General features: G+C 44.5%; 10 protein-coding genes and 1 pseudogene. 6 read left to right on the plus strand and 5 right to left on the minus strand.

Translation table 11 applies throughout. The features are described from left to right. The first annotated feature begins 30 nt into the window (after window positions 1-30). The 4 genes and pseudogenes from C4S61_RS02170 to C4S61_RS02185 form a co-directional block, all read left to right on the plus strand. Window positions 31-2,070 (plus strand): T9SS type B sorting domain-containing protein, encoded by a 2,040-nt coding sequence (locus tag C4S61_RS02170; protein ID WP_160111192.1) that lies wholly within the window; start codon window positions 31-33, stop codon window positions 2,068-2,070. A gap of 104 nt (window positions 2,071-2,174) precedes the next feature. Next, a complete protein-coding gene (locus C4S61_RS02175) occupies window positions 2,175-3,149 on the plus strand; it encodes a PorP/SprF family type IX secretion system membrane protein (protein WP_103923437.1) in 975 nt (324 codons plus the stop codon). Between the two features lie 41 nt (window positions 3,150-3,190). After that, complete coding sequence (locus C4S61_RS02180) at window positions 3,191-5,704, plus strand: OmpA family protein (protein ID WP_235009764.1); 2,514 nt, start codon at window positions 3,191-3,193, stop codon at window positions 5,702-5,704. Between the two features lie 237 nt (window positions 5,705-5,941). Then, a pseudogene (locus C4S61_RS02185) lies at window positions 5,942-6,169 on the plus strand (glycoside hydrolase family 16 protein); the annotation flags it as partial. Between the two features lie 170 nt (window positions 6,170-6,339). Here C4S61_RS02185 and rluF read toward each other — a convergent pair. Then, a complete protein-coding gene (rluF, locus tag C4S61_RS02190) occupies window positions 6,340-7,071 on the minus strand; it encodes a 23S rRNA pseudouridine(2604) synthase RluF (protein ID WP_103923439.1) in 732 nt (243 codons plus the stop codon). 80 nt (window positions 7,072-7,151) lie between these two features. Then, a complete protein-coding gene (locus C4S61_RS02195) occupies window positions 7,152-8,456 on the minus strand; it encodes a peptidoglycan DD-metalloendopeptidase family protein (RefSeq protein WP_103923170.1) in 1,305 nt (434 codons plus the stop codon). Between the two features lie 292 nt (window positions 8,457-8,748). On the opposite strand from C4S61_RS02195, the gene aspS reads away from it, so the two are divergent. Continuing rightward, window positions 8,749-10,503, plus strand: a complete 1,755-nt coding sequence (gene aspS / locus C4S61_RS02200; protein WP_103923171.1) for an aspartate--tRNA ligase — start codon at window positions 8,749-8,751, stop codon at window positions 10,501-10,503. A 213-nt stretch (window positions 10,504-10,716) separates the two neighbouring features. Here aspS and C4S61_RS02205 read toward each other — a convergent pair whose 3' ends face one another. Continuing rightward, window positions 10,717-11,406 (minus strand): lysoplasmalogenase, encoded by a 690-nt coding sequence (locus tag C4S61_RS02205; RefSeq protein WP_103923172.1) that lies wholly within the window; start codon window positions 11,404-11,406, stop codon window positions 10,717-10,719. Between the two features lie 344 nt (window positions 11,407-11,750). On the opposite strand from C4S61_RS02205, the gene C4S61_RS02210 reads away from it, so the two are divergent. Then, window positions 11,751-15,002 (plus strand): TonB-dependent receptor, encoded by a 3,252-nt coding sequence (locus tag C4S61_RS02210; RefSeq protein ID WP_103923173.1) that lies wholly within the window; start codon window positions 11,751-11,753, stop codon window positions 15,000-15,002. Window positions 15,003-15,063: 61 nt separating this feature from the next. Here C4S61_RS02210 and C4S61_RS02215 read toward each other — a convergent pair whose 3' ends face one another. Further along, window positions 15,064-19,104, minus strand: a complete 4,041-nt coding sequence (locus C4S61_RS02215) for a hybrid sensor histidine kinase/response regulator transcription factor (RefSeq protein ID WP_103923174.1) — start codon at window positions 19,102-19,104, stop codon at window positions 15,064-15,066. Window positions 19,105-19,136: 32 nt separating this feature from the next. Beyond that, window positions 19,137-19,277 (minus strand): hypothetical protein, encoded by a 141-nt coding sequence (locus C4S61_RS21765; RefSeq protein WP_160111193.1) that lies wholly within the window; start codon window positions 19,275-19,277, stop codon window positions 19,137-19,139. Window positions 19,278-19,667: the final 390 nt, after the last annotated feature.

Below are 19,667 nucleotides of genomic sequence, written 5' to 3' on the forward strand. Positions count from 1 at the left end.
TTCAGTGGACTGACACCTGGTGATTACATTGTGACAGCAAAATTTGTTGAAGGTGAGTGCATCAGCGAGGGAACTCCTGCAACGGTGAACCCACAGCCGGTAACGCCATTGGCACCGGAAGCGACTGTGACCCAACCGACCTGTGATATTGAAACAGGAACGATCACGGTAACAGCGATTGACGGTGTGACTTACTCCATCAACGGAATAGACTATCAGGAATCAAACATCTTCACAGAGGTTGAGCCAGGAACATACAACGTGACAGTTCAGTCTGAGGCAGGATGTGTGAGTGCGGGAACATCGGTAACGGTGAACCCACAGCCGGAAACCCCGGTAGCCCCGATTGCTGAAGTGACCCAGCCGACATGCGAAGTAGCAACAGGCACAATCACGGTAACACCGATTGAAGGGGTGACTTACTCGATAGACGGACAGACTTACCAACCTTCAAATGTATTTGCAGGAGTAGCGCCGGGAACCTATACGGTGACAGTACAATCGGGAGCTGGTTGCATCAGCACAGGCACCCCGGTTACAGTGAATCCACAGCCGGTTACGCCGACAGCACCGCAAAGCGGAGGAGATCAGGTGGCCTGTTCTTTGGAAGAGGTGGTTCTTACAGCTACGGCGAGTGCAGGAGAAGGATTTGAGGTGGTATGGTACGATGCACCAAGCGGAGGATCGGTAGTTGAAGATCCTAGCTTATCGGAAGAAGGCAGCATTACTTACTATGCAGCTGCGGTGAACGAAGCGGCAGGCTGTGAGAGTGCGGAACGAACACCGGTAACCTTGACAATCAACCGCTGCACGATAGAAATTGAGAAGACGGCGGACAAATCAACGATAAGCGGAATTGGTGAAGTAATCACCTATACTCTTACGGTGACCAACACAGGCGATGCAAGCTTGACCAATGTTACAGTAACAGATCCATTGACAGGATTTGAGGAAACGGTAGACGTTCTTGAGGCAGGCGAATCAGTGAGCTTCGAGACCGAATACACGGTGACTCAGGAAGACCTGGACAAGGAAGGAGTATTGAACGTGGCTACGGTTACGGCACAGACGCCATCGGAAGAAGAGATTGGGGATGAGGATGAGGTATCGGTAGGCGTTGGAGCGAATGAGATCATCGCCAATGACGACGACTTCGGGTCCTACTTCCTGAGCTACGGCGGTCTGATCGGCAATATTCTGGACAATGACTTGCTGAAGGGCGAGCGTCCTGATCCGGCAGATGTGGACTTTGAATTCACGGAATTGGACGGCATCATCGGTTTGTTGATCAACGACAACGGAGAGTTGAGCCTGATTCCTCAGGTGAATGAAATCAGAGACTACACACTGAGATATGTACTCAGAGAAGTGGTGAATCCATCCAACAACGACGATGCGCTGGTATTCTTCAGGATACTGAATGACCAGGCGGATCTGCGGATAACCAAGGAAGCGCTGCAGGAGGAAGTGTTCGAAGGCGATCTGTTTGACTATGAGCTGGTGGTGAGCAACGTCGGGGAGACCGATGCGACCAACGTGGTGGTAACGGATAACATTCCTGCGGGAGTGACCTACCAGAGCTACACGGTGACTTCGAACACGAGCGGATCGACGGTGACTGCGACCGTGAGCGGCAACAATGTAAGTTTTGCCATACCGTTCCTCGGAGCGGGCGAGTCGGTGACGATCCAGATTCGAGTGAAGGCAGGTGCAGCGGGCAGAGTGGTAAACACAGCGATAGTAGGTTCGGATCAGGACGAGCTGACCCCTGATGACAACGAGGATTCCGACGAGACGGAGATCGAGCCGTTCAGGATTCCGAATGTGATCACGCCGAACGGAGACGGCAGAAACGATGTATTCGAGATACAGGGGCTTGGCAAGTATGCGAGCAACAGCATCACGATCTTCAACCGGTACGGAGACCACGTCCTTGAGCGTGCGAACTACGGCAACGACTGGGATGCACCCGGTCAGGTAGCGGGTACTTACTTCTACGTGCTTCGTGTGACGAGCGCACAGGGTGATACCACAGAGTTCAAGGGATGGATTCAGGTAATCAAAGAATAACGATAAGAGCCATGAAATCGAGCATGATCAAAATGTTAGGCCCAGAGGTGATCAGCAAGGCTGCGAGATTCCAGGTGGCTGTTGGAAAAGCAAAACACAAGCACATGAAAACGACTTTTAAAATCATAGGAATGACCTTTCTGGTGGCCATGCTGGCCACCGGAGGGACTTTTGGGCAGCAGCTCCCACAGTTTAGCCAGTATATCTTCAACGGATTGCACATCAATCCGGGGTATGCGGGGTACAAGGGCGAGCCCTACATCCAGTCTACGTACCGAAGTCAGTGGATGGATTTTCCGGGAGCCCCGGAGACCTTCACGGTGACAGCGGACCTGAGTGCCAACGAAGGGACGATGGGTTTCGGGGTATCGTTGATGAGTGACAACCTGGGTCCTGCCCGGACGACCTCCGGTCTGTTGACTTATGCTTACCGGATTCAGGTGGGCAGAGAGAGTTTTCTGGGGATGGGCGCGAGTGTAGGCGTGTCTGAGTACATGATAGACGGAGCGATGTTTGATCCCAACGATCAGGGCGACGGACAGATTCCTCAGGGCAGAGTGAACATGTTCACACCGAACCTGAATTCGGGTTTGTTTTTCAACAGCAGGAAGTTCTATGCGGGCTTTAGTGTGTACAATATGATCGGTAAGAAGGCTCTGGAGAAAGAAGACATGGCCCTGGCGTATCACGACTTTCACTACTACCTGACAGCGGGCGCGATGGTGACCCTTTCGGACAACGTGGGCTTCAAGCCGAGCTTTCTGATCAAGCAGGTGAAGGGAGCTCCTACCAACTACGATATTAACGGGATGTTCCTGTTTTTCGAGCGGCTGTGGCTTGGGGCATCTTACCGATCCAACGTCAACATCTGGGCGGATGCGCTGGACGAGAATTTATCGAACCGCAACGCGGTGGCGGCCATTATTGAGGTATTCGCCACGGACCGGTTGAGAATAGGGTATGCGTATGACAAGAACCTGAACGTACTGAATGATTACAGACACAATTCGCACGAGTTGTCGGTAGGGTTCTACATGATACCTCGGACAGCAGTTATGAAAAACCAAAGATGGTTCTGATTATGAAATCGAGTCAACATGAGCAAGACAGACCCGATATCATGGGTATAAAAGGAAAGGTTCTTTTGGATACGGCTTTTGGTATGCGAGATTCTCCCGAAGAAAAATCGGGACAGGCTATGTGGCCAATAAAAATCAACAGAAATCACATGAAAAAGACATTGACGATACTCGGGGTTACGGCCGGCATATTTTTGGGTTCTTTGGGAGAAGTAGCGGCCCAGAAGACGAAGGTTCGCTATGCGGACCAGCAGATGGAGCTGATGAATTACCAGCATGCGCTGGATATGTACAAGGAAGCGTATGCCAAAAAGCCCAACATAGAGACAGCCCGGAAGACGGCGCTGGCCCAGGACAAGATTCGGGACTACAACCAGGCGTACACCTGGTGGAAGACCGTAGTGGGGTATGAGGAAGCGACGGGAGAAGATTATGTCCGGTTGCTGCAGACGGGGATTCTGACGGGCAATTTTGAAGAGGCCCAGAGCCTTGCCCAGGCGAAAGGTCTGACGGCAGACAGTCTGGGAGTTTCTCCGGGATCGATCCCCCCGAGCGCACGTAAGTTGAAGCTGGCAGGGATGGAAGAGCTGAACAGTACCGAATCGGACTTTTCGATGATCGAGGACGGGGCGGGCAACAAGTATTTTGTCTCGGACAGAGGGGGGAGCTATCCTACTCCGATGCCGAGTATACGAATAGACGGGCGCAACAAGATATTCAGTGCGGAGAAGAGTGACTTTACGGACCGGGGCTATTTTTCGGTGTACCGACAGGACAAGGCAGGGGACATTACCCGTGTGGTGTCGAATGTGCCCAATACGATGTACCTATCGGATCCGAGTTATGCAGCATCGCAGAATCTGTTGTTTTATTCGGTGACCCGATCGATCACCAAGGTGAAGAAGAACCGGAACATCATGGTCCAGCCGGAGATCTATTACAGCAAAGTGGATCCTGACGGAAACCTGGAAGGGTTTACGGCTTTCCCGTACAACGATTCACTCGGGTATGCGGTGATGCATCCCTATGTGGACGAGCAGGCAAAGCGGCTTTACTTCAGTTCGGACAATCAAGATCCGGCATGGGGAGGACAGGGCGGCTACGACCTATACTACTCAGAATATGATGAGAACATGGTGTTCAGTACACCGGTGAACCTTGGTCCGGAGGTGAACACAGCGGGTGACGAGACCCATCCTTTCAGAAAGGATAACAAGTTTTACTTTTCATCCACGGGTCACAATGGCCTGGGAGGGATGGATATTTTTGAAGCAAGCTATACACCGACAGCATTCAGCGGCACCCGGAACATGGGGACTCCGATCAACTCGCTTGCCGATGATTTTGGGTATCGGGAAGACAAGGACCGGACAGTCTACCTGTCTTCGAACCGGGAAGGGGGCATGGGTCTGGATGACATTTACATGGCCAAGGAGATGTACAAGCAGTTCCTGGCCAGGGTACTGGACTGCAACGGGGAGATCATCACCGAGAGCTACCTGGCCACCTTCCGGGATAAGACCCAGGGGATCATGGTGCCTACTGCCCGGAACGGCAAAGGAGAGCTGACGGCCCAACTGGAGCCGGAGAGTGACTTTGGGATTACGATCACCAAGCCGGGATACTTCCCATTGACAGACGAGAGCATTACCACCAAAGGCTTTGCCGGGGATACGGTAAAAAGAGAATACAAGCTGGTACCGATTCCGTATCAGTTGCCGGTCCATGTGGATATTGTGTACTACGACCTGGACAAGTTTATGATCCGAAAGGATGCGATGCCGGCCCTGGACAAGCTGGCCGATCTGATGCAGAAGTACAGCTTCCTGGATCTGCTGGTAGCCTCGCATACGGACTCCCGAGCGAGTGACGAGTACAACATCGTACTGTCCAACAACCGGGCAAAGGCGGTGACCGAATATTTGGGAGCAAAAGGAATTGACTCTGACCGGGTAAGGTTGGAGTGGTTTGGGGAGAGCCAGCTGGTCAACGACTGCGGCAACGGCAAACCGTGTGCGGAAGATAACCACCAGCTGAACAGAAGATCGGAGTTGGTGCTGGAAGCCTTCCCGGACCCGACCAAGGAGTATGATATCCCACAGGAATTGAAGGATATGGACTTCTGCGAGCCGGAGGATATCTTCGAGAAGATCCAGGAAGAGATCAACGACATACCGACGATCTACTTTGACTTTGACAAGTCGATGCTCAGATCGGTGCACAAGAGCGAGCTGGAGCGTACGGCGATCATGCTGAAGCGGATGCCGAACCTGATGCTGTACATCGAGGGTCATACCGATCAGCGTGGAGACGAGGCCTACAACCAGAAGCTGTCCGAGCGCAGAGCGCAGACGGTGAAAGACTACCTGAAGAACCGGGGAGTGGAAGACAACAGACTGGAGTCGCAGTGGTTTGGCAAGACCAAGCCGATCCACAACTGTGATGAGGTGACCTGCACCCCGGCGATGCACCAGCTGAACCGCAGGACAGAACTCCGAGTGGGCAAGTCCTCCTATGGCTACACCGGCAGACAGAAAAAAGTCGATACCATGTAGTAAGTGATTGATAAGTTTAATCTAAAGACCTCCAGATTTCTGGGGGTTTTTTTGTTTGATAAAGCCCTAAATCATAATTAGGTTGATAAACTTCAAAAAAATGAAATATAATTTACTGGGCCTATTGACGCTGCTATGCAGCATTTGCTTAGCCCAAGGAAACTTTGATCCGAAAAAATTCGGCTATATTCTGGTTTGGCAGGATGAGTTTAACGAACCAGGAAAAGTAGATTCGTCAAAATGGAGTGGACCGAGAGGGCGATCAAATTGTACCTTGACGATCAGTTGCTGAATGAGGTTGATTTGTCTGAAACACTCAATCCGGATGGATTTAACCCGTTTCGCCAGCCCCATTATTTGCTATTAAATCTGGCAATAGGGGGTAATGGAGGCGATCCAAGTGCCAGTATTTTCCCAGGGGAATACTTGGTGGATTATGTGCGGGTCTATCAGAAAGAGAAATGAAAAACTTTCTTTTCCGAATATTAACTAATTCCCATTGATTTGGCTGGAAGACCGTAGACCGAAGACAGGGGAAGCATAGTGGTCAACAGAAAATCCCCTCACTTTCAGAATTATTCTTTTACTGAAAGAGTTTTGAGAAATAAAAGTTGGAAATTAAGCGCCTTCTCTGCCTAATCAAAAGTTTTAGAGCTATCCGCAATTAGGGCGTTGAGTTCTCCCAATTCCTTTTCACTCAAATCCCGCCATTTTCCCACAGGGATATCTAGATGAATGTTCATAATCCGGATACGCTTAAGCTGCTTGACCGTGTAGCCCAGAAACTCACACATTCGGCGAATCTGCCGGTTGAGTCCTTGCGTAAGAATGATCCGGAATTTAAATCGGCTGATCAATTCGACTTTGCAAAGATCCGTTACAGTCCCGAGAATTGGGATTCCACTCGACATTTTTCGAACAAAATTCGCGTCTATGGGTCGGTCTACCGCCACAATGTATTCCTTCTCATGGTTGTTTTTGGACCGGAGAATCTTGTTGACGAGATCCCCTTCGCTAGTCAATAGAATTAACCCTTCGCTGTCCTTATCCAATCTACCGATTGGAAATATGCGCTCCGGATGCCCAATGAAATCGATGATGTTGTTCTTTTCACCTATGACATCTGTCGTCGATACTATGCCGACAGGTTTGTAGAAAGCGATGTAGGTGTGGATAGTTTTAGGTTTTCCCACCAATTCTCCATCCACACGAACTTCATCCTGAGGAAAAACTTTGGTTCCTAATTCTGGAAGTCTTCCATTGATGGTGATTCTGTTTTCTTCCAGAAACTTATCCGCGGCTCTACGTGAGCAAAATCCGACTTCGCTGAGGTACTTATTGATTCGTATGGATTTTTCCTGGAGCATAAACGCAAAAGTGGATTTGATCGAAATGTAACCGATCAAATCCACCATTGGGATACTTTAATCGAATAAACTGAAAAATTCTATTGTTCAGCTGTCTGAGTTTGGTTTGGCATTTCAGCTACCAACTTCTTTTCTCCTGTTGTACTGATTTCAGCCAGCAATCGGAGGGATTCATCTCTTTTAGCATTGAAGGAGGATATGTTTGCTTCCAATACAGGCTCAGAAGGTGGAATTTTTTCTTTCAGCCAGTCTTCCTGTTTTCCGTTTTTCCAAAATCTAAAACACAAATGAGGACCTGTAGCCAATCCCGTGCTTCCTACATAGCCAATCACTTGTCCCTGACTTACCCGAGTCCCGGCTTTAATGCCTTTTCCGATTTTGGACATGTGAAGGTATTGGGTAGTGTAGGTACCGTTATGTTTGATTTTCACATAATTCCCATTTGCAGCACTGTATCTGGCCTCTACCACGGTGCCGTCACCGACCGTTCGGATTTCAGTTCCGGTTTTAGCCGCGTAGTCTGTTCCAAGATGGGGTTTGTATCTTTTCTGAACGGGATGGAAACGTTTTAGATTGTATTTTGAACTGATCCTTGTGTATTTGAGTGGGTCTCTGAGAAATGCTTTTTTGAAGCTGTTTCCGTGCTGATCAAAAAATGAAACCTGACCATTTTGCTCGAAAGGTATCGCGTGAAAAGGCTGACCCATGTGTTCGAAATAAGCCAATTGTACCTCTGAAACGCTGACCACCTGGTCATCGATGATTTTTTCTTCAAAGACAACTTTAAAAAGGTCTCCTTTTTGTAAGCGTTGAAAATCCACGGACCAACCATATAAGTCGGCAAACTGATCAATGATCTCAGGAGAAATCCCCTGCTTGACCATGTCTACATAAAGCGAGGTCTCAATTACACCTCCGATTTCACGCTTCCTTACGATCGCTGGCTTTTCCGCTTTATAAATCTCCATGGAATCGAGATTGAAGACGACATACTCAGCAGGATTGGGTTCGTAGATGAAAAATTGTGCCTGGGGTGAGTCAGCGGACTGGAGGATCGTGAATTTTTTATTGGCTGAAATCCAGCGGACATCGAAAACTTCTTTGGACTTTTTGGCGATTTCGTCGATAATTTGATAGGGAACATTGAAGGGCGTCAGGATTGAACCTAAAGTTTGGTTTTTACTGACTGTTCCTTCCACTATACTCAGGCCCGTGACATTGATTCCGTAAAGAAAGACCTGTTTTTCCTGTTCGATTCCGGTACTGTCTACGGCAACGATGACTTCTTCCTTTATCGGGCTTGAGTTGAGGTTGCCGAATTGGACCATAGCGCCGACTCCCAGCGTAAGAATAAGAGCCGCTATACCAATCCTTTTGTTGTTCATTAATCGCTGATTTATAAAGGGGTGAAAAGAATTATGGACTAAAGAAAGAATTTCAAGACTTTAATCCAAACGGGAAGGCCCCGTTTCCGTATAAAACGCCAATTTTCATGCCGCAATGTTGCAAAAAGTAAAAGAAAAGTAAAAAAGTCTGTTTATAACTTTTTAAATTTTTTCGAAGAAAACACGACATTTTAGAATCAAATTCTACCTTTTGTTGCGAATCTTCAAAAAAGGAATGCTGATCTCTGCATCAATTATTTATCTTTGATCTCCCAAAAATCAAGGAATCGAAATGTTGAGAACTCATACGTGTGGCGAATTGCGCCTCGACCATGTCAATCAGGAAGTCACTCTCGCGGGCTGGGTGCAGCGAGTCCGTAATAAAGGAGGCTTAATTTGGGTGGATCTACGGGATCGCTACGGTGTGACTCAGTTGATTTTTGAGGAAGGATCCACTGAGAAAATTTTATTTGAAAAAGCAGCGGATTTAGGTCGTGAGTTTGTTGTGTCTGCAAGTGGGAAAGTCATCGAGCGAACCTCCAAAAACGATAAAATCCCAACCGGCTCGATTGAAATCAAGGTAAGTCAACTGGAGGTTCTGAATGCCGCTAAAGTTCCTCCTTTTATAATAGAAGACGAAACCGACGGTGGAGAAGAACTGCGGATGAAATACCGCTACCTCGATCTTCGCAGAAATGTAATCCGGGAAAAACTTCAATTGCGTCACCGAATGATGCAAGAAACCCGAAAATACATGGATGCACAAAATTTTATAGAAGTCGAAACTCCAGTATTGATTAAGTCTACTCCTGAGGGTGCGCGCGACTTTGTGGTGCCAAGCCGGGTGAATCCGGGTGAATTTTATGCATTGCCTCAATCCCCGCAGACCTTCAAACAATTGCTGATGGTCAGTGGGTTTGACCGATATTTTCAGATCGTGAAATGCTTCCGGGACGAGGATCTTCGTGCAGATCGTCAGCCGGAATTTACGCAGATCGACTGCGAGATGGCTTTTGTCACCCAAGAGGATATTCTTAAAACTTTTGAGGGACTGGTAAAGCATCTTTTCTCCTCTGTCAAAGGAATTGAACTGGGCTATGTCGAGCACATGACCTTTGCGGAAGCGATGAAAGGTTACGGCAACGATAAGCCAGATCTCCGATTTGACATGAAATTTGTCGAATTAAATGACCTTGCCAAAGGAAAAGGCTTTGCGATTTTTGACAATGCCGAACTGGTGGTCGGCATTTGTGCCAAAGGGGCGGCTGAATACACCCGTAAGCAAATCGACGAATTGACCGAATGGGTGAAGCGTCCACAAATTGGAGCAAAAGGAATGGTTTACCTCCGATATAATTCCGACGGTTCACTCAAATCCAGTGTAGATAAATTTTATTCGACTGAGGAGCTGAAAGCTTGGGCAGACGCATTCAATGCGGTTCCAGGCGACTTGATTTTGGTGTTGAGTGGAGAAACCAAAACTGTCCGAAAGCAGCTCTCTGAACTGAGACTGAAAATGGGAGAGGATCTTGGACTTCGTGACCGAACAGTATTTAAGCCACTTTGGGTGGTTGATTTCCCACTTTTGGAGTGGGATGAAGATTCCCAGAGATTCCATGCAATGCACCATCCGTTTACTTCACCCAAGCGTGAGGACATTCCTTTGTTAGAAACCGATCCTGGAGCTGTCAGAGCCAATGCCTACGACTTGGTGATCAATGGTGTGGAAATAGGAGGTGGCTCGATTCGTATTCACGACCGCCCTACTCAGCAATTGATGTTTAAGCACCTGGGATTTTCTGACGAAGAAGCTCAAAAGCAGTTTGGATTCCTGATGGAAGCCTTCGAATACGGAGCACCGCCACACGGAGGGATTGCTTTTGGATTTGACCGGCTTTGCGCCATTTTTGGAGGGTCGGACTCGATCAGGGATTACATAGCATTCCCCAAAAACAACTCAGGAAGGGACGTGATGATCGATTCTCCGAGTACCATTGCCGACGAACAGTTGGAAGAGCTTTCGATTAGAGTCAGTTTGAAGAAATGATTTGGTCAACTGACCACAGTCGATAGTCCACAGTAGCGGTAATTTGAGGAAAAATCCTTCTGTTTTGATTTGAACGCTGCAGAATATAGAATGAGGCCAAAGTCTTTATTAAAATTCTTCATTCCCGATTTCTTAACAGAACCCAGTTCAAATGAGGATTGAAGTTCATTTGTACCTACCGTGGACTGTTGACCGTCGTCCGTGGACAATTTTCTATCTATGATCAATTAGAAAAGATCGAATACCCATTACAATGAGAAGTTGTGCAATGACATAGGTTCCCATGATGATAATCCCGGATTCCGGGAAGTCCATAAAAAATCTGCTGATGGCTATCGTGCCATCAGAAATGAAGAAGAAGAGCCCACCAATAAATACTTGCCAGAAAGAAGCGGGATTACACTTTTTGAAGCGATCCCTTGCCGTAGCGACCATGCTCACAATTACGATGAGGTAGAGAATCACCGGAATTTTCATACTGCCTAGGTTTGGGTTGATCAGGTAGAACGTAAAAGCTGCTGTTAGGTAAATGGGCAGATTGAAGAAGAATAGTTTGATAAAATTCACCTGATCCAATCTGTTTGGACCTCGCTGAGCGAGTTTGAAGCCAATGATGTAGCAGATTTGGGCCATGAAAAAAGCACCAAGCCCATAGACAAACAGCTGAGGCCAAAGCAATAGAATATCGCCAATCCAAGAAAAAATCAAGGCCGATAGAATGGATTTTGTCAAAAGAGTGGAAGCTATTGGCTTGGTAATCTGATAGAAATAAATTATCAAACCCAAAAGAATCAGGGGTTTCGAATAAAATCTCATTTCAGAATTACTTTCAATCAAGAAAGCGATGTCGACCAGAGAGGCGAGCAAAAACAAATAAAGCCAGATGATATTCTTATCTCTCAATGGAATAATATTTTGGGTTAAGGGCTAAATATAAATGAAAAGATCGCGCAGAAACTTTAACAAGTTGATCTGTTCTGATAAATCGACAAAAGCCATTCTTAAAACCGGTTTAATTTTCATTCAATTTTCCTGATTTTTTTGTTCAATCTTAATAAGGTTGTTAAAATTTGCCTGACTTTTTTGAAAAAAATGAAAAATTGTTTGAGATAACATGTTAAGGTTATGTTAATTATTGTGAAATTTGGGCGTCAAAATTTAACGATAACTACCTCTACATCCTTGGTTGTCGGCTTACCTTTGTAACGCGTAAAAATCAAAACCAACTTTTACCAAAACAAAAAATTATGAGGCAAAATTTACTGAAAAACTTGTTGGCAATGATGCTGCTTGTGCTGAGCACAGGTTATGCATTGTCACAAGGCGTGACCACCTCCAGTGTGAATGGAACCGTGGTGGATGAAACTGGTGCGGCATTGCCGGGTGCAAACATTGTGGCAACACATACGCCATCAGGTACCAGATATGGTGCAGTTACCAACATTGAAGGAAGATATTCCATCCCAGGGATGCGAGTAGGTGGACCTTATACGATTGTAGCTTCATTTATCGGTTACAATACCAGAACAGAAGAAGGAATTATCCTTAGCCTAGGTTCTGGCGCTACTGTAAACTTTTCGATGTCAGATAGTGATTCTGAATTATCAGAAATATTAGTCACTGCTGATCGAAACTCAACGTTTAGCTCGGATCGTACCGGTGCAAACACGGCTGTCAGCAATCAGCAGATTTCTTCCCTGCCGACTATTTCCAGAAGAATTGGAGATTTTACAAGATTAACCCCTCAAGCTTCTGGCAACTCATTCGCCGGACAGGATGGTAGATTGAACAACATCACCGTAGATGGTTCTTACTTCAACAACTCTTTTGGACTTGGTTCTCAGCCAGGAGACCGGACCGGTGTGGCACCAATTTCTTTGGATGCAATCGATCAGATTTCTGTGAATATTGCTCCTTATGACGTCAGACAGGGAAATTTTACCGGAGCAGGTGTTAACACAGTAACCCGAAGCGGTACAAATAATGTAGAGGGATCTGCATATTACTTTTTCCGAAATCAGGACAATGTAGGTACCCAAGCTGGTGACAATACTTTCGATCCTGGAGAATTCAAATACCGTCAAGTTGGTTTCCGGGTTGGTGGCCCAATCATTAAAGACAAATTGTTTTTCTTTGCGTCCTTTGAAGATGAAAAAACCACTGAGCCTGGTACAAACTTCCGTGCCAATTCAGGCAGTGAACCTATTGGCGGAAATACAACCCGTGTACTAGCTTCTGATCTTACTGAACTAAGTAATTTCCTAAGAACAAACTTTGGTTACGAGACTGGGCCTTTCCAGGGATACGATCACAGCACTGAAGCTACCAAGTTTTTGATCAAGTTGGATTACAACATCAATGACAAAAACAAACTAAGTGTCAGATACAACCATTTGGACTCTTTCACTGACGTGCTTGCGTCCAACTCATCTTCACTTGGATTTGGAGGAAGAAGAAGCAGTGTGAATGCGCTTAACTTCCAAAATACAAACTATCAGATTCTTGAGAATATAAGATCTATCATCGGCGAATTGAATACGCGAATCAGTTCAAGTATGACCAACAATTTGATTGTGGGCTATACCTATCAGGACGAAAGTAGAGCTTCTAGAGGGGATTTCTTTCCTTTGGTAGATATTCTAAAAGATGGCTCGACTTATACTTCTTTTGGATTTGAGCCATTTACTCCAAGCAACGAATTGAGATATGGTACTTTTCAACTTCAGAACAACCTTCAGTTATTCAAAGGAAAACACACGTATACCGGCGGGATTACATTTCAAAGCTATGAGTCAGAGAACGTGTTCTTCCCTGGATCGCAGTCTGCTTATGTGTATAACTCCCTTGAAGATTTTTACACAGACGCCAACAATTTCTTAGCAAATGGAAATTCGGTTCCTTCTGAAGTAGAATTGAGAAGATTTCAAGTTAGATACAGTAATATTCCTGGTCAGGAAAAGCCTGTACAGCCGTTGAAAGTAACCTATGCAGGCGCTTATATTCAAGACGAAATTGCCGTTAGGAACAACTTGAATCTTACGCTTGGACTACGTGCAGATGTTCCGTTCTTTGGGGAAACTGGCTTTAGAAATTCGGAAGCAGAAAATTTGACTTTCAGAAATCCTGCAGGTGAAGCAGTTAAATTCCAAACTGAAAAGTTGCCTGATCCAAACATTCTTTGGTCTCCAAGAGCTGGATTTAACTGGGACGTGTACAATAATAAAACGCTCCAAGTCCGTGGCGGTACAGGTATTTTTACCGGCCCTCCAGCTTATGTTTGGATTTCTAACCAAATCGGGAACAATGGAGTACTGACCGGTTTTGATCGACTTGATAATACCACTGAGCGTCCATTTAATCCGGATCCTGATGCTTACAAACCTTCTACTGTTACAGGAGCCCCTGCTTCAAGGTATGAATTGGCATTAACTGAACCGGACTTTAAGTTTCCTCAAGTATGGAGAACAAACATCGCTGTGGATAAGCAATTGCCATTCGGTATCACTGCTACTGCCGAATTCATCTACAATAAGGACGTGAATGGTGTTTCGTATTATAATGCTAACCTTTCTCAACCGAATACAGCCTATGCAGGCCCAGATCCTAGACCTAGATGGACTCAAGGAAACAGAATCAATTCAAATATTGACAACGCTGTAACCTTATCAAATCAAGCAATTGGTAATTCATGGGTAGCATCATTCTCTTTGGAGAAAGCACTTTCCAAAGGCTTCTATGCTAAGGCTTTCTATAGCTATGGTGAAGCAAGAAATACTATTGATCCAGGTTCCATTGCATTCGGTTCTTGGAACAATAACCAGCACTCAGGTGATCCAAACAATCCTGGTCTGGGTTTTTCAGGAAACTTCCTAGGTCATAGAGCTGTAGCTGTTTTGAATTATACCAAGGATATTTTCTCATTTGGAAACACTTCCTTCTCGTTATTCTGGGAAGGTAGAACGATCGGAACTGGTAGCTATGTTTACGGTGGTGATTACAATGGTGACGGTGGGTTCTCTAATGACTTAATCTATATTCCTGCAAATCGTAGCGAAATGAATTTTGAGGAATATAGTTCTTCTGGATCAACCTTTACCGTAGCGGACCAAGTAGCGGCCTTCGAAGCCTACATAGCGCAAGACAAATATCTGAGCGCAAACAGGGGTAGAATAGCAGAAAGAGGTGCCGTTATCATGCCAATGGTTTTCAGAGCAGACTTCAGCGCTTCTCAGACATTGTTCACTACCAACAAGAATAGTTTCTTGGAATTCCGAGTGGATATCTTGAACGTAGGTAACTTGTTGAACACTGATTGGGGAACAGGCAAAACTTTCACTGATACCCGAATTTTAATACCAAGAGGTACAGACGCTTCCGGTGCTCCAGTATTTAGATTAAGAAATGTTGGCCCTGATTTAATATCTGATACATACCAGCCAACAGGTGGAATCGGTGATGTTTACAGAGTTCAATTTGGATTGAGATTTACTTTCAATTAATAACTCATCAAATTATTAAAAAAGCGCTCCAAATTTGGAGCGCTTTTTTTGTGTTTTCAAACTAATCTTGGACTTTATCTTTTGTTTCTTGCTGTAAGTATTGAGAGGGACTGATTCCGAAATGGTTTTTGAAGCACTGACTGAAATACCGGGCGGTATTGAATCCCGTTTGAGTGGCGATATCCGCAATAGTCATATTAGGCTCTTTGAGGATGAGTTTTGAAGCTTTGATCAATTTGATGTCCAGAATAAAGTCATTTGGGGTTTTGTTCGTGGTGGATTTCAATCTGGAGTAAAATTTTGTTCTGCTCATTCCCAATTCCTGGGCCATAAGATTTACGTTGAACTCTTCATTTCTTATGTTTTCCTCAACGATATTTTTTGCTTTGCTGATAAAGTCATGGTCTTCTTTGGACAATGAAGCCTGTTTGATTTTTAATTTCTTTTTTTCTTTAAAGTTCTGACGGACAAGCTTCCTGTTGTTGAGGATATTGTAAATTTTTGTCGTAAGGATTTTTGGATTGACAGGCTTGGCGATGTAATCGTCTGCACCATGTTCCAGTCCTTCGATCTTCATTTCGGTTTCGATTTTTGCGGTCAGCAGTATGACAGGTATATGCGCTGTGCTCAGATTCCGTTTGATTTTGTCAAGCATTTGAGTACCGGTCATGATTGGCATCACCACGTCGCTTATGATTAGGTCTGGTTGTTCCTGGAGGGTCTTTTCAAATCCATCCTGTCCATTGGAAGCTTCTATGATATGGAAATATTCATAAAGGAAACTTCTGATGTGAGTCCTGAAATCTTCGCTGTCATCTACGATGAGGATTTTTGGAGCATTTTTAAGTATGGGAGGACTGTTTTCCAGCTTGGTATCCAAGGCTGAGGCAAAGGTGCTATTTTCAAAAGTATGTGGGTTGACTCCCAACAGCTCATTGGAATCAAACTGACTTTTTCCTTTTTTGAGTTTAATGTGAAATGTACACCCTCTGTTCAATTCGCTTTCCACCCAAATCTCTCCGTGGTGTGCTTCTATGATGCCCTTTGAAAGTGCCAATCCTATACCTGTGCCGTATTTTCCCTCGTTTCTGTGGATATTTTCTATCTGATAAAAGCGGTCAAAAATTTTGTTCGCATCCTGTTCGGCAATTCCAATGCCGTTATCGGTAATTTTTAATACAATAGTCTCTTGTGACTCTATTAACGTCAACTTGATGGCAGCATTTCTCTCCGGAAGATACTTGAAGCAATTGGATAGTAAATTGAAAAGTACTTTTTCCATCTGCTCAGGATCAAAAGTCAAAAAGACACTTTGATCGGGTAAGTCGAGGGTGTAGTTGATTTGCTTGTCTTCAGCGATTTTTTCATAGGATTTGAAAACGGTCCTCACAAAATCACTGAAATTGTCTTCGTATGCTTTTATTTTCAGGTGACCATTTTCCAATTTTCTGAAGTCCAGCAGTTCTTTTGCCAGTCTTTTTAATCTGTCAGAACTTTTATACGCAATCTGGATTCTGTTAATGACGGATTCAGAAAGCCGATTTTGTTGCATCAAGCCTTCAAGCGTTCCTGTAATGATGGAAAGGGGTGTGATGAATTCATGCGAAACATCTGTAAAGAATTCAAGCTTTTGGTTGTTGGTTTTAAGCATCTGGGCAGTGGACTTTTTTTCCAATTCCAGTTGGTCCAAAAGTCGTGTGCGGTATAAATAGATGTAATTGATGATGGCTAAAAGCCCTATTGCCAAAATCGCATAGAAGAAGTAAGCTAGATTGCTTTTGAAAAATGGAGGCTCAACTTTCAGCTCAAGCGATGTTTCCAAGAAATTGTCCTGATACTGCGGATCAATTGAGCGCACGAGGAAGGTGTAGGTCCCGGGAGAGAGGTTGGTATAATAAGCTGTATTCTGGCTATTAGGCTCAATCCAATCCTCATCAAATCCGTTCAGCTTGTATTTGTATTTGTTTTTGTATGACGGGAGATAATTTCCTGAAGTAAAGCTTATGGCAAAAGAAGTATGCTCGGGCTTTAAGGTGATGTGGTCTACTATGGAGACGTCCTTTTCAATAATTCCGCCCTGCACCGGGAATAAGGGTTTATTGTTGACGGAGATCTCAGAAAAGTAGGGTTTTTCCAGGGGGATTTTTTTTAGGCTTGCTTTTTCATCAAACGAAACTAGCCCATCCGCTCCTCCGACAAAAACCTGACCCTGTGAAGTTAATAGGAGTGAGGATTGGTTAATGTCTGATAGCGGAAAACCTGTACTTCTGTCAAATTTATAAAATGCCTCCTCATTAAAGTCAAATCTCAGTAATCCCTTGCTTGTGCCGATCCAAAAATTATCAAAATTGGTTTCCTGTATTCCATGGATGAGATTACTGGGTAGATTATGGCTGGCTTGGGTGAAAGATTTAAAAGATTCTTTTGAGCTGTCATACACACTTATTCCGCCTCCATAAGTGGCAATCCAAATTCTGTCTTTGCTATCCTGATATATTTTGAAAATATCATTGCTGTGAATATTGGAATTGTACTTGTAAAAATGCGAGAGTTTTTTTTCATAGATATCAGCCATAAAAACCCCCTCATTTTTGGTGCCTATCCATAGATTATTGTCAGAAGACACCAAAATGGAGGTAGCGGTTGGGATTTTGATCTCAGTCCCCCAGTCTTTAAAGAAATCACCTATTTCATTGGAATCTTTCAAATAGAGTTTAACCCCTTCTGATGTGGCCAAGAGAAGGTTTTGCTCATAGGGTTTTATTTCAAAGATGGTTATTCTCGGGGAAGTAGGGTAGTTGATTTTTTCTATCTGAGCGGCTTTAATGTTCAGCTTGAATAATCCCCCCTCGTGTGTGCCTATATACAGGGTTCCGGACTTCTCCAGCCAAAGAGATTTGATGTTTTTTCCATTGAATTCGGGATGATTGAACCAGTCGTAGTTGATTAATTGGTCTTTCTTTTTGTCATAAAACTTCAGTCCGTTGCCTTCTGTAGCTATCCATAGATTTTGATCTTCATCTTCCAAGATTTCTCCCAAAACAAATTTTCCAACCTCGCTATTTGCAGTGCTTTTGTCGAGGTAGGACTTGAATAGACTTTGGGATTTATCTGTATAGTTGACGCCTCCGTAATAGGTGGCTATCCAGACAGATTTTTGATGGTCTTCAACAATTTCCCAAATAGATTGATGTGATAGGCCTTTTAAATTGTCTTTTTCAGGATAGTGATGAATGAGAGTGTTCTCTGAAGGGTTGTAAATATGAAGGCCCAAAAATGTCCCAATCCAAACCAAGCCCGAAGAGTCGATTGTTACCGAACGTACGCTGTTGTTTACCAATTTTAATGGCCCCTGTCCATTTTCATGAAAATGCTTTAGGATATTTAAATCTTCATCCAATTCAAACAGGCCTTCGGAGTAACTGGCGACCCAAATTTTTCCGTCTTTTTGATTCAGGCTGTTGACAATGCCTATTTGAGGTAGGTGACGTTTTTTTATTTTACGTGTCGCCTTGTCCAATACCACTATCCACTGGTTGAAAGTGGATGCATACAGTGTATGTTCATTTTCATAGAAAGCGGATATGTTTTGATATTCGTTTGGGAATAAGGTGTTGTTTTTTATTATTCGTGCCTCCTCATCCAATTCCTTTATTCCATTTCCAGTGGAAACAAGAATTTTATCTTCAAATGCGGTGATTGCCCTAACACCTTCTAGAGGGTATTGGGTGAATTTGAGATTATAGAGATCTAAAGAGCTGATTCCTGTAGTGGTAAGTACCCAAAGTGTATTTTCTTTTTGAAGAATATCTTTTACATGGTGACCTAAAAGAGAGTTTGGATTGAGCTCCGATTGCTGAAAAACTTTTACTCTTTGTCCATCATACAGGTTTAGCCCATCCATCGTGCCTACCCAAATTCTGTTTAAGTGGTCCACATGCAGACAAAGGGTATTGCTGGAGCTCAGTCCTTGTTCTACACCGATGGTTTGAAAAGTAAATTTATCTTCCTGCGCATGAAGAGAACTGATCTGTGAAACACCACCAAGAAAGTACACGAAAAAAGCAGTAAGAAGCGTAAGTTTCGGTCTGATGGGTTTCATGATACAGGGTGATTTATTGCTGGGTCTGTAATCTATCCCTCTAAAATAGAGTTTATAAAATCTGCACCAAACCGTGAAGCTAAAAACGTCCGATATTTTAGGCTTGGTTTTGATTTTGGATTAATGCCATCATCGGCCACGGCATTATCCAGACCGTTTCCTTTTCTACTCATGTTCTGGATAATCGGGTGTTTCTGAAGTAAATCTCTGAACTCTTCACAGGCGTCTCGGACTCCCCGGTTGGAATGGAAAATCCGCTCATTTGGATTTTTTGGCCTTTTTCACAGTGCCATACAGATGACGCTACTACGGTTGGATTTGGCTTTCTTGAGAAGCTAGACAACCCTCTTTTTCAGCCACTTGTCAAAATTTATGCTACACTAACTGGCTCCGCTTTTGGTCCTAACCCGTGTTGGAGATGCAGAATTTGATTTTCCGGGAACAACTGATTCAAATATTGTACTCAGATATTCCAAAATAGTACATATTTCTTTTTGCTAAAAGTGATTTTTTGGCCCTAGGAGCTCATTTTTTAGACAAATGGTTTGCTGGACGATTTTGGA

Origin of the sequence: Algoriphagus boritolerans DSM 17298 = JCM 18970, assembly GCF_900108085.1 — a bacterium.
Taxonomy (GTDB): Bacteria; Bacteroidota; Bacteroidia; order Cytophagales; family Cyclobacteriaceae; genus Algoriphagus; species Algoriphagus boritolerans.